Raw genomic sequence first — 12,718 nt, forward strand, 5'->3', positions numbered from 1 at the left:
CGCCAAAATAGTGGTCTTTATTATGTGTATGTGGGCGTGAGGTTGTTTGTGTCTGTACAGTTTATTTATAAAACTCAACACTTCCAACATTTAAAATATTTTATTGTTATATTATAATTATATAAAATTGTTATTTATATATGAATATGCTATTAAAGGGGACATTATTCATGATTACATTAGAACGATTATTAAATGTAACAATTTATTTAGGGGTATTTTTACTTTTCATTTCGTTCATTACTTTTGTTATTAAAAGAGGGCCTGATTTATTATTTTTTCAATTTGGAATTTCTTTATTTTTTGGAGCTCAAATTATAACTGGAATAAAATTTTTTCATAACTATGGTTTCTCGTTTCACTCAAAACTAGAACTACTTATCTTTATTTTCTATGTAATTGGAATTATTACATGTATACTATTGTTCTTTCATTTTCAAAATCTGTATCGAATTTTTTTATTAATTTGTAGTTTTTTATTTTTAACTGGATCCAATTATTACTTTAAAGAAACATTAAATTTTAGTAAAAAAATTCCAAAGCAACATAAAAATTTTTTAAGTACACAAGAAGACTCTTTTCCAAAAGAAGTCCGTAAATTTTCAGAGGATTACAATAATATAATAAGGAATGACTTTTATGAAATACCGATGATTCCTACTGAATTACAGATTACAAGCAAAAAAGATTCTTCACATAGTACATCTTTCTTAGTTGAACTTCATAATAGCGAGAATGAAATTACTGATGACTCTGTACAATTAACTCCATCAGACCGTTTTTATGTGCTGTTAAATACACAAAAAACAAAAATATCAAAAATAGTATATGAAGGGCAGAATTTTTCACATTTACAGTCACACTAAAGGCTCTTAATTTACAGCAAGAACCAGAAATTCATAATATGTTTTTAGAAATAGATAAACGTAGAGCGATGAATCTTCTTAATTTTGAAATTAAAGCCCATACTAAAGAATGGAAAGTAATATTTAAAAGTGATAGTTCTCATTCCAATCTTCCTATCACATTTACTTTTGAAAAGCGAACAGGCAAATTATAAAAATAAAAAGAGTTATTTTCTTTGAAAAATAACTCTTTTTATTTTACTTACTCCAAATCTTTCTCCCCGCTTGGGCATCAATATAACGAATTTCCCGACTACAATCAAAAGGTTCTTTATGTTTTTCATCTGTCGTTTGTTTGTACAGCAGTTTGTATTTCGTTTCCTCTGCATCATGATCTAAAAACCATTCTAATTTAACTCGGATAGCCGCTCTGTATATTTCTAACGCTTTTTCTTTTATTAATTTTGGTGTTGTTTCATATGTAAGTAATTTTTTATAAAGTTGCTAGACTCCCCCGAGTAGTGCATAACAGCACCATTTTCTGCATTGATGTTGATCATAAATTGGTTATACTCTGCCGGAATATCATTTATATATACAGAAAAGATAAATCTTTCAATCCCATCTTCTGCTTCTTCACGTTCCTCCCAAAGACGCAGATATTGTTTGATATCTGGAATAACTCGTTCTAAAAATTGAAGTGCTTTTTGTAAACATTCCTCTCTAGACAGTATTTGCTTTACTTCTTTATCATCTGTCAGTTTTATAAAACCAGTTAATTCATTGGTTAATTTATCAATTGTAACGCTAACTAAATTATTATATTTCAACATCGGTAAATGCTTTTTAAAGAATTCATTCATTAAATATGGATTCTTTTCTTCTTTCTGTTTTTGTAATTCCTCTTTCGGAACAAATTTCATCCTTATTTCATCATCATTTTCCGTCTCATCTACTTTTGTAAAACCTTCTTTATTCCAGTCAAATAATTCGAATATGTCACCTCGTTCGTTACCTTTTCTCGATTTTCCAACAGCTACAGCCGAAGGCAATTTATAATGATCTGGCTCATATAAATCTTTACCTGTACTTGCATCAATAAACGCATGACTAGGCTCTGGTTCATATACAAGATGGTACCCTTTTACTTCTTCCCCGCTTTCATACTCACATGAAGAGTATGTTAAATCTATAAATACAAGTCTCATATCTTGTCTAGCTTTCAAATTTTCTAAAACGATATTCTCCTCAACAATTTCACTTGGCCATAACGGTTTTTTCTCTATAGCTTTTTGTCCATTGTAATGAAATTGCACAACATTACCTGAAGGGTTCACTCGCACAACGCACCCTGTATTCGGTAATGGATAGCTATTCACTTCTTGCATATAATTTACTTCTTTCCAACCACGCCTGTCGTCCTTAACCGTTACATATGTATAGAATTCATATCCTTCTTTTGTATATTTTTTCAAGAACGCATTTGCAATCTCCCTTGCCTTCTTCTCCTCTATCGCTTCCTTACCACTTGAAAAAGAATTTTCATCATCTATCCTAAACTCAATTAAATTACCAGTATGTCTATTCAATGTAATTTGTATCGTTCTCTCCTGATCCTCTTTATGCTCCCACCATAATAGATGATACGGGTCATCAACCCCTTCTTGATCATCTACAACAAGACTATATTCATCTGGAATGTTAATAATATGAGCCACTCGCTCTTTTCTTTCTTTATCTTTTTGATTCATCATACCGCTCCCTTTATTACATTTTAAGGTAATTATAACAAACAAAACCAAAGAACTATAAAAAAAAGACTAGAGATATCTCTAGTCTTTTACTTCGTCTCACGATGTAACGTTACTCGCTTTAATCGTGGACAATATTTTTTTAGTTCGATGCGTTCTGGATTGTTTCGTTTATTTTTTTTAGAAATGTAATTACGATCGCCACACTCCGTACAAGCTAATGTAATATTTACACGCATATTTAATTCTCCTTTCTTTCAAAGATTGCAACTAAAACGTAATGATTACGATTTATATATTATAAAACTTCATTCTATTTGTCAATTGCAAAAACAAGAAGATTCCATTTAGAATCCCCTTGTTTTTTATAGTTAAATAAATTTTGTCCCGCATTAACGGCCAATAAGACCCCTACTGATTTAAAGTTTCACTTTATTAAAACGATTCGTATGTAACAAACTCACTAATCGGCTTTCGATATCCTCGTGGACGAGTTTTAGTCGTATCACTTTTTCCTATCGTAATCATTAAAACAGGTACTATATGCTCCGGCATATTTAATTCACTTTGTACTGCTTTTTCATCGAAACCAATCATTGGACATGTATCATAGCCATAATATTTAGCTGCGTACATAAAAGTCATCGCGCTTAACGAAGCATTTCTAATCGCTTCATCCTCCATGAAACGCTCTCCTTTTCCTTCATATAAACCTTTCGTTTGCCTAATTGTATCTTCATATTCACATTCATCAATCATTTTTAAAACTTTCATACCGAAGTAAATATTTTCAACATTTTGGTATGCTTTTTTATCACCACAAACGAGCACTACCGCTGATGCACTCGATACTTTATATTGACCGAAAGCTAATTCTTTTAATCTTTCTTTTCGCTCTTGATCACGAATTACAACATAATGTGTGTGCTGCAAATTATAGCAAGATGGAGAAAGCTTAGTTAACTCAAATATTTTTTTAAAATCCTCATCAGGGATTTCTATACCTTGTATAAATTTCATTGCAGAACGTCTAGCAATTGCTAATTCTTCAAAGTTCACCATATATCCTCCTCAATAACTATAAATTTAAATATACATTAATTTATACAAATAGATAAATCAAATAAAAACACTTTAAATCCGAATAATAATTATGATTAACAGCCAAAAAGACAAAAAGCTGAAACAATTAGTTCATACGAAATTCACACGAATCTATTACTATAGAAACTGTACATAGTGAACTTATTAACAATCACGTTTATTTATATAGAATCTTACTCGGAAGGAGTTGAAAGTATGAAAACTAAATATCGCTTTATGATCTCATCATTTGCTGCTTGTGCTTATATGATTTGGTATTTAGTATAATAACAACCTCACTTGTAAATAGGAAAAGGTGTGTATATAAATGGAATATAATCAATCAACAGTTAACTACTGGAAAGCTTTTGTATTACCATATACATTTGCTTTAGAAGAGTTAAAAACTAAATTTGAAATTATGAACCGGGAAGCTCAATTTCTAGAGGATTACAACCCGTTTGAACATATAAAAACAAGACTAAAACAACCTGAAAGTATTATTAAAAAGCTTGAACGTAAAAATTTATTACCGACAGTTGAAAATGCCCAAACGCATTTACAAGATATTATTGGTATTCGTATTACATGTTGCTTCGTAGAAGATATCTATCATTTGAAAGAAGTCATTCAAAAACGCGAAGATATGGAAGTCATAGAAGTAAAAGATTATATCGCTAACCCAAAACGAAACGGATATAAAAGTTTACACATGATTATTAAATACCCTTTATCACTAAATTCTGGTACAAAAGATGTATTTGCAGAAATTCAGTTACGTACACTGGCAATGGACTTTTGGGCAAGTTTAGAACACAAACTTTATTATAAATATGAAGGGAAAATACCGGAGTATTTAAAAGATGAACTACATGATGCAGCAATGAAAGCTGAAGATCTGGATAATAAAATGGCCACAATTCGTCAAGATATTGATGATATTGAGGCATGTTCAAATCAAATTATGCTACCACTATAAAAAAAGGTTCTCGCCAATGAGAACCTTTTTTCTATCATTTTTGGGAAGTACGACTCCACACTTATTAAAGTTTCACTTTATTTTTTCTCTATCGTTCGAACCTCTTCAATCTTCCATTTATCATCTTCTTTCCCAAGAGCATACTGTACTTTCTTTTGAAGAGTGATACTGTCGTCTACTTCCTTTTCTTTCGTTTCAACAATAACATACCCTACTTTACTAACTTTCATATCTATATGTTCCAATTCAATTTTCTTATTTCCCTTTTGAAATGCGGCTTCTTTTTGTGTTTTTAAGTCTTCAGCACTAGGCATCTTCTTTGAAAATAACTCCATATGTTCTGCAAGATTTTTTTCATTCGTCGTTCGCACAAATGTATGAATAACATCTTGAATAGATCTCTCTTCTTCTTTTGTTATTTGTACCTTTTCCTCAGTTTTTTTAGTAGTAGATTTTTGTTCTACATTATTCTCTTCTTGTTGACATCCAACTAGTAATACTACAAATACTAAAAGGAATCTTAATTTCCTAAATAACTTTTTCATATTCCCAACTCCTAAAAAGAAAAGTGAGGCATTTCGCCTCACTTTCGCTCTTAATTAGCGTCTTCCTTTATTCGGATCGCCACCACCAACAATATCAAAGACACGTTTCGCTATATTTGTATTCTCTTGAACGCCAGAGAACAAGTATTTACCTGGACCAAATGCATATACGTTCACATCTTCCCCTGTATGTCCACCCGTTGTCCAGCCTGTAACCGAACGCTTATTGAAAATATCTTCAATTGCATTATCAATCTTTGTTACATCTTTTGACGGAGCTATATCATTTACAGCTTGAATTTCTTCTGGAGTTAATTGTAAATCAATATACTTTTTCAATGTTTCTTCTACATTTGCACCTTTTGCAATCTCATTTGCCATAAAGTCTGGTGTGCGCTTTGCAGCTTTAATTGGATCTACTTTAAAGTTATACTCGCCATTGGCACCTAAAGATAATCCACCAGTAGCGTGATCTGCCGTTGCAACAACTAACGTATTTTTATCTTTTTTCGCAAACTCAATCGCTGCTTTGAAAGCTTTTTCGAAGTCTTCCATTTCACTCATTGCACCAACAATATCATTATCATGTCCAGCCCAGTCGATTTGACTTCCTTCCACCATTAAGAAGAAACCATTTTTATTTTTGTTCAAACGCTCAATTGCTGCACTAGTCATTTCTTCTAATGAAGGTGTTTTCTCATTACGGTCAATCATTTTATCTAATCCACCTGGTGCAAATAAACCAAGAATTTGATCATTTTTATCATTTAACAATTGATCTCGATCCGTTACATAGCTATAACCAGATTTCTTGAACTCTTCTGTAAGATTACGATCTTTTCTAACAAAGTTCTTTACGCCGCCGCCAAGCATAACATCTACTTTATGCTTCCCTTTAATTTTCTCATCAAAATAATCATTTGCAATTGCGTCCATATTTTTACGGCTAATGTCATGCGCACCGAAAGCAGCTGGTGTTGCATGTGTAATTTCAGAAGTTGCAACGAGTCCCGTTGATTTCCCTTTTTCTTTCGCTTGCTCAAGAACTGTTTTCACTTCCGCTTTATCATTATCAACTGCAATTGCAGCATTATATGTTTTAATCCCTGCTGACATAGCTGTTGCTGCCGATGCAGAGTCTGTAATATTTTCATGTTCATCTTCTGGGTATGTTTTTTGTGTTCCTACAAGATGCTTATCAAATTCTGTAGATTCCATTTCAAAGGTTTTTGGATTATCTTTCATATAACGGTGAGCCGTCATATATGAAGGGCCCATACCATCCCCAATTAATACGATAACATTTTTAATCTTTGCATTGCTTCCGTTCTCATCTGCATTAACCTCACTAGAACGAGTAAAATTCCATGTTGCTACCGAAGTAACTGCTAATGATGCCACAACTGCAAATGGCCATGCTTTTTTCACAAACTTTTTCACTGTCTTGTCCCCCTAATTAGGTTATTCATTTCCCACTATCAAATTTAATGGAAGACTATTAAGAGAAAATTAGCTGTATGTAAATTTTTTGTTAACTTATGTAAATATCAGTTATAATTTGTATAACTTTGTCTTTTTGTATCAATCATCCCGCCCTTTACAATTTAAATATAAACAAGTTGGATTTCATTTAACGTAAATCTCTTTTTTTACATTTTGACTCTATTTTTATGAAAATAAATAGAAATGCGGTGAGCCTTTATGAAAATAGTAAAGCTAAATGAGTCTTTTATTTTTGAATTACTTAATCTTTGCAAATCTGTTGGATGGTTACACGATGAAATTTTTATGAAAAAACAATTCAAAATGTATCTTTCTATCGGCACACTTGTAGGTTACATTCATGAAAACAAACTCATTGCGACTGGAGGAGTATTTCCCTTTCCAAGTAACTTCGCTTCCATTGGTATGTTAATCGTTCACCCTAATTTTCAAGGACGCGGATTAGGGCGCATGTTGCTAAATCATTGCTTGGAACAAATTCATCCAAAACAACCCATTGCACTTATTGCGACAAAAGCTGGCGAACCTCTATACACATCATGTGGATTTCAAACAGCAACAACGATTCATCGTTTTGAAAAGCAGACTATTAAGACGTATCCTTCTCACTTACAACAAGTACAAGAAGAAGACCTTATATCTCTTACTTCTCTGGATCAAATTGCAACTGGTATGAATCGTTCTCTACTTTACTCTTTGCTATTACCAAGGGCCGTATACTCTTTTAAAATTGAAAGAAATAACTGTATAGAAGCTTTTTCATTATGCATACAAAAGGGCAATATATTATGTATCAATCCACTTATCGCCAAGCAAGAAGAAGATGCTATCCAATTATTAAAAAAGATATGTGAATGTTGGAATGGTATAGTACGAATTGATGTTCCACACTCACAATTTACATTTCGTCAATTTCTTCAAACAGAAAATTTCCAAGAAACGCTCCTTTCACCTCTTATGATAAAAAATGGTAGCCAACTTCCTGGAAATCGTAATATGCTATTTGCTATGATAGATACAGCGTTATGTTAGAAAGGAGACACCTAATTGAAGCGATTTAGCTATTTTATGGTAGGTTGTCTTACTCTTACACTATTAGTAGGATGTAGTGCAGCAGAAAAGCCAGTAGAACAAGTAAAACAAGTTAAAAATACAATTACAGCGAAACTAGCTACCGAGGAAAAAATGGTAGAAATAGATGGTCAAACCATTTACTTTAAAAAGATTGGTAATGAAAAACCACCTTTACTTATGATTCATGGCTTTGGAGGGTCATCAGATGGTTTTCAAAAGATTTACTCCGATTTAGCAAAAGATCATACAATTATTTCTGTAGATGCTTTAGGATTCGGACGCTCATCTAAGCCAATGGATTTTTATTATTCTTTTCCAACTCATGCAAATTTGTATTATAAATTAATGAAAAAACTAGGGTATGATTCATTCGCAATACTGGGGCATTCCATGGGGGGAGAAATTTCTCTAAATTTAACATATTTATATCCTGAAGCAGTTACTCACCTTATTTTAACTGATGCTACAGGTGGCCCTCATACATTCGTTAATAAACACGGCTCACCAAAACCACAATTGTCGACTGATTTAAATGCCGTTTCTTCTATTACAGATTATGATGAAAGCAAAGTGAAATTCAAACGTAATGATGAAGAGCATTATAATAAAATGAAATTATGGCCTAGACGTCTTAAAATTAATGCAAATGAAATAAAACAGCCAACTTTAATTATATGGGGCAGAAATGATAGTAGCGTTTCCTGGAAAGAAGGAGAAACGTATCATCAATTCTTAAAAAATAGCACTTTACATATTATTGAAAAAGGTTATCATGCACCATTTCGCCAAGAACCACAAGAATTTGTCGGGTATGTAAAAGATTTCTTTAAGAACAATCCGATTAAAGTTGAAAAATAACATAAACGGGTATCTCAAAATGAGATACCCGTTTTCATATATTAAGCAGCTTGCTTTTGGCGTTTTGGAGTTTTTGATCCTAATACTTTCGGGATAACGAAGCCATCCATTCCAAATTTCCCAGCGTTCATACCGGAAACAAGAACAAACATAGATAAGATAACCATCTCAGGGTTCACACCAATTGACCCACTAAACATATAGGAAAAGTTCATTACAAGACCAAAAAAGACCGCTGTTTTTGTTAAACAGCCTACAATTAAACCAATTCCGACTAAAATTTCTCCCCATGTTACAAGTGTATTAAACAAATCTACATTTGGAATTGCAAATTCTTGTAAGAATGATGCCCACCAAGATTGAACAGCCGGTTGTGCACCTTTAGATTTTTCAATTGCCCCTTGCAAATAACCTGTTGCATCGAATCCTTTTCCTTGTAGTTTACCGATTCCAGCCATTAACCATGTGTAACCAAGATATACTCGAATTACTGCTAATGCAAAAGAAACTGCTTTGTTTTCTCTTAAAAATTGAATAACCATATCTTCCTCCTAAAGTTGTAATTAAGTTAGTTACAGATAATATAATAACATTAGTTACTTATTTTTCAAACGTTAATTATGAATAATCCGTGACATGCGTATGAAACATTAAAAACTAACGTTTATATAGTAACTTTTATTACCTGTAAAAACTTGAACATATCATACCACAAGTGATAACCATTTTCATTGAAAAAAATGTAAAAAAAATGTGAGTTAAATGTGAAACACGTTTATTCGAATATAGAATAAACGTGTTTCAAACTAATTATAGAATCGAAATGTATGTGTCTCCTCATCAATTAAACTCGCTTCTTGAAACGCTTCTTCTAACGTTTTCCCATGGTTAATAACCCCATAAAATAAGCGTATAGTAAACATAAGTGCTGCATTTCCATCTACATAATCAATCGATCCAATATATGATTTCGCACCACTATGTAAAAAAGATTTTGCTAGATTTTGCTCCCCTAACGTGCACCCGCTATTTACAATATGTGTATTATGCAATTTTGCATATTTATAAATTTCTTCTGTACCAAAATACCCTCTCGGTTCATCTTGTTCATATACTTCTTCGCCTAACTCTTCCATGACAAACTTCCCTTCTTCACCATGAAAGCAAAAAATAATATAATTAATATCGTTAAATAAGTTCTTTCCAGAAAGAACTTCCACAAAATCTTTCGGTCTACCAATCCAATATGTCACAACCCTTGCACCAAAATATTCAAGAGATGCTCGGATTGATTGCGCCTCTAAATCCGAATTAAAACCAACTACTAATGCAATATTCAACATACAACCCCCATCCTATAATTAGCCCTTATCAATCAGAATTTTATGGGATAAATCCATTTCATATATGCCCGTTTCTTTCAAAAAATCTGATCTAGTTAAAACGACTTTCTGTAAATATTGCCTATATGCTGTAATTGTTCCATCGTGAGATACAATGCAAATTCTTTCAGCACCCAGTTCATAACACCAAAGAAGAAATTTATCTACTATTTGCTGAAAACTATTCTCTGAAATAGTGTTTATACCTTCCTTCCATAACTGATTATTTGAGCTTTTCTCTATCGAAAAATGCGGAAATAACTTTGTTATCATTCCCTGATCTACTATATAATCGCACGGTAATGTTCTCGCTTCTTCTCGATAAGGAAAAATACGCGGAGATACATATGGATGAACGATTTTTTGACAAGCAACTTTCGCACTCCATATTGTCGCCGTTTGCAAAGTTCTAAGTGTAGGACTAGCAATTAATATATCCGTCTCTTGTAATGGCACATTGCATTGAAGTAATTTAGCCTGATTCCTTCCTTCATCCGTCAATGGCGGATGAAGCACTTTTAAACTTGATGGCAAATCCCTTGTATGTTCTCCTTCCCCGTGCCGAACAAAGACGATTTTCATCCCCTTCCTCCTCTCATTATGAAATCCTCTTACATATTTCTTCCCTATCTCATACTTTATTCCTGCTATATGAAAACCAATATGTAAAAAACATTTGACATGAAACTTTGTAAAATATTACAATATTATATGTAAAAAACTTTTTACATATAAAGGAGAATTACATATATGAAATGGATAATTGTCTTTATTGGAATGATTGTATGGGGATATATAAACGGCTTCTTTAGTAGTGATAAAACTGCTAATCCTTGGATTACAGATGATGAACGTGAAACAAAAATTAAGCAAAAAGCAATTACGGCAAGCTGGTCCGGTGTTTTTATGTTTTGTACCATTAGCCTCTTAAATAAATGGTTAGGTTTAAGCACAAACGATAAATCACCGTACTTACCAGACACTATCGCAGCTATTTTAAAAGAAAATGTAGAGTTACAAGTTTTACTCATGCTATTTGTTATGTATGGAATATTTTACTTACATTATCGAAGAAAATTAAGTGCCTAACTTCTAACTCATGATTATCCTCCTAAATGGTTATAGTAATCATGACAAAATGAAAGGAGAGATATAAACATGAGTAACTCGAATGAATTTTTAGATACACTACATGAAAAACAAGCAAAAGATGAACAAAATAGAAAGCGCCAAGGGAACGGAAACCCAGCGAAAAAAAAGCCAAATAAAACACATAAATAACAATTAAAACTGCCTAAAATGATTTTTTAGGCAGTTTTTTTATTCTTCTTTCACCGAGATAACATTTCCCCAATTCCATTTCTCATAATACCACGCTGGTACATCTATATTTTCAATCCACTTCTTTTCCTGCTTCCGATCTTTATGAGCAAGCCATACATCCGCTTTCTTACGGTCTGAACGTATCCAAATTAATTGATTACTCTTCTTCATGAAGATCGGGTGGTAATCCCCTTGCTTGTTCGTTTTCTTTGTGATTTGATGCTGTGCATTACTTGTACTATCGACCTCATATAAAGATGGTAGTGGCCTTTTTTCTGGTGGAGTTTCTATCCCTGCCTCTTTTGCTCGTGAAACGATAATTACTCTATCGTTCTTCCATACAAAATCCCAATCAACATATCCTTTCGGCGTAAATATGTTCTGCTGAAGTGCTGGCAATTCCTTTATTTTTAAATGTTTATTTTCTAATGCAACTCTTCCGCTCCCTTCAATATAAGCTAATATATTTTTTGATGGTGCCCATTGAAACCATTGTGCGTTTAATAACATTTGATCTACTTTTTCAAACCGACTGCCGTCTGCACGAACTAAGCAAAGCGTATTACTATCAGCTGACCATGAAGCTGTCGGTACTGCTAAAAATGAAATCCACTTTTGATCTGGTGACCACTTAAAGCCACTTGCTACTAGCGCTAGGAAATCATCGTGTTCATTTGGCAATGCATACAAATGCTTCATTTTGTGAGGATTCATATGTGCATCTTTTTGCACTTCATATAGCTGAGCCCCTGTCCATCCTGTTGGAAGTAAGTGCGCTTCAGAGGATACAAGAAAGTTCTTTCCATCGGGGTACCATGCATAATCCCCTACACCAGCCGATACATTTTCAAAATCTGCATTCTTTTTTTCTACATCAAATGTATTTAATGTACCTGTAAATATAAATGCAATTATATTTTCTGTTGGTGACCATTGATAATTCGATGCTTCTGAGTGAAACGGCGTAACTTTCTTTCCATCTTTCAGCCGATATAACTCAAGAATACTTTGTTTCTTCCCTTTTACATACGCTAGCCATTCCCCATCATATGACCACTTCGGCCCTGTTATGTACTCTCCTTTTGTAATCTGTATTTCTTTCCCATCAACTTTAATCCAAAGATTATGATGACGAATAAAAGCAACTTTCACACTATTATTTTCTGCACTAGTAATAGTGATAGAACATAAAAACATAAACAACACTACACTACTACTTACTATTAGCCTTTTCATACCATCACTCCATTTCCCTCATAGCATTCCTCACTTTATCCCTACAATATGTGAAAAATATCGATTCGACATAATCAGAAAAAATTTCCCAAGAAATTTTCAATCCATAGAGGATTGGTATGAATTATGTCGAAAGTAT

The 12,718-nt window shown here is 32.9% G+C and carries 13 protein-coding genes and 2 pseudogenes; 6 read left to right on the forward strand and 9 right to left on the reverse strand.

Going from position 1 to position 12,718, the window contains the following annotated elements; all coding sequences use genetic code 11:
- The first annotated feature begins 170 nt into the window (after nt 1-170).
- Nucleotides 171-1,060 (forward strand): annotated as a pseudogene (locus NST90_RS20525) (hypothetical protein).
- A gap of 43 nt (nt 1,061-1,103) precedes the next feature.
- On the opposite strand, the pseudogene NST90_RS20530 reads toward NST90_RS20525, so the two are convergent.
- The 3 genes and pseudogenes from NST90_RS20530 to NST90_RS20540 form a co-directional block, all read right to left on the reverse strand.
- A pseudogene (locus NST90_RS20530) lies at nt 1,104-2,599 on the reverse strand (YcdB/YcdC domain-containing protein).
- A gap of 86 nt (nt 2,600-2,685) precedes the next feature.
- Nucleotides 2,686-2,835 (reverse strand): 50S ribosomal protein L33, encoded by a 150-nt coding sequence (rpmG, locus tag NST90_RS20535; RefSeq protein ID WP_001265617.1) that lies wholly within the window; start codon nt 2,833-2,835, stop codon nt 2,686-2,688.
- A gap of 196 nt (nt 2,836-3,031) precedes the next feature.
- Entirely contained in the window at nt 3,032-3,658 is a 627-nt protein-coding gene (locus NST90_RS20540; protein WP_000245978.1) for a nitroreductase family protein, read from the reverse strand.
- Nucleotides 3,659-4,007: 349 nt separating this feature from the next.
- Here NST90_RS20540 and NST90_RS20545 point away from each other — a divergent pair, with 349 nt between their 5' ends.
- Nucleotides 4,008-4,658 (forward strand): GTP pyrophosphokinase family protein, encoded by a 651-nt coding sequence (locus tag NST90_RS20545; protein WP_000456219.1) that lies wholly within the window; start codon nt 4,008-4,010, stop codon nt 4,656-4,658.
- A 77-nt stretch (nt 4,659-4,735) separates the two neighbouring features.
- Here the strand turns inward: NST90_RS20545 and NST90_RS20550 are convergent, their stop codons facing one another.
- Nucleotides 4,736-5,203, reverse strand: a complete 468-nt coding sequence (locus NST90_RS20550; protein WP_000732795.1) for a hypothetical protein — start codon at nt 5,201-5,203, stop codon at nt 4,736-4,738.
- A 54-nt stretch (nt 5,204-5,257) separates the two neighbouring features.
- Nucleotides 5,258-6,643 carry an alkaline phosphatase gene (locus NST90_RS20555; protein ID WP_074618781.1) on the reverse strand — a complete coding sequence of 462 codons (1,386 nt, stop codon included), beginning with the start codon at nt 6,641-6,643 and terminating at the stop codon, nt 5,258-5,260.
- A gap of 261 nt (nt 6,644-6,904) precedes the next feature.
- On the opposite strand from NST90_RS20555, the gene NST90_RS20560 reads away from it, so the two are divergent.
- Together NST90_RS20560 and NST90_RS20565 are read left to right on the forward strand one after the other, a co-directional pair.
- Nucleotides 6,905-7,738 (forward strand): GNAT family N-acetyltransferase, encoded by an 834-nt coding sequence (locus NST90_RS20560; RefSeq protein ID WP_074618782.1) that lies wholly within the window; start codon nt 6,905-6,907, stop codon nt 7,736-7,738.
- 15 nt (nt 7,739-7,753) lie between these two features.
- Nucleotides 7,754-8,638, forward strand: coding sequence for an alpha/beta hydrolase (locus tag NST90_RS20565; protein ID WP_080495854.1), 885 nt, complete (start codon nt 7,754-7,756; stop codon nt 8,636-8,638).
- A 41-nt stretch (nt 8,639-8,679) separates the two neighbouring features.
- On the opposite strand, the gene NST90_RS20570 is transcribed toward NST90_RS20565, so the two are convergent.
- The 3 genes from NST90_RS20570 to NST90_RS20580 form a co-directional block, all read right to left on the reverse strand.
- On the reverse strand, nt 8,680-9,180 hold the full coding sequence (locus NST90_RS20570) for a DoxX family protein (protein ID WP_000236592.1): 501 nt from the start codon (nt 9,178-9,180) through the stop codon (nt 8,680-8,682).
- Between the two features lie 264 nt (nt 9,181-9,444).
- A complete protein-coding gene (locus NST90_RS20575; RefSeq protein ID WP_000931925.1) occupies nt 9,445-9,981 on the reverse strand; it encodes a hypothetical protein in 537 nt (178 codons plus the stop codon).
- 18 nt (nt 9,982-9,999) lie between these two features.
- Nucleotides 10,000-10,602 (reverse strand): histidine phosphatase family protein, encoded by a 603-nt coding sequence (locus tag NST90_RS20580; protein ID WP_074618783.1) that lies wholly within the window; start codon nt 10,600-10,602, stop codon nt 10,000-10,002.
- Nucleotides 10,603-10,770: 168 nt separating this feature from the next.
- On the opposite strand from NST90_RS20580, the gene NST90_RS20585 reads away from it, so the two are divergent.
- Together NST90_RS20585 and NST90_RS20590 are read left to right on the forward strand one after the other, a co-directional pair.
- Nucleotides 10,771-11,109 (forward strand): hypothetical protein, encoded by a 339-nt coding sequence (locus NST90_RS20585; RefSeq protein ID WP_000871150.1) that lies wholly within the window; start codon nt 10,771-10,773, stop codon nt 11,107-11,109.
- Nucleotides 11,110-11,178: 69 nt separating this feature from the next.
- The gene (locus NST90_RS20590) at nt 11,179-11,301 is read left to right on the forward strand and encodes a DUF4023 domain-containing protein (protein WP_000071866.1); all 123 of its coding nucleotides are present in this window, start codon (nt 11,179-11,181) and stop codon (nt 11,299-11,301) included.
- Nucleotides 11,302-11,340: 39 nt separating this feature from the next.
- Here NST90_RS20590 and NST90_RS20595 read toward each other — a convergent pair whose 3' ends face one another.
- A complete protein-coding gene (locus NST90_RS20595; RefSeq protein WP_074618784.1) occupies nt 11,341-12,579 on the reverse strand; it encodes a PD40 domain-containing protein in 1,239 nt (412 codons plus the stop codon).
- Nucleotides 12,580-12,718 lie beyond the last annotated feature (139 nt).

Source organism: Bacillus sp. FSL E2-8900, from assembly GCF_037966225.1.
In the GTDB taxonomy this organism is placed as follows: Bacteria; Bacillota; Bacilli; order Bacillales; family Bacillaceae_G; genus Bacillus_A; species Bacillus_A cereus.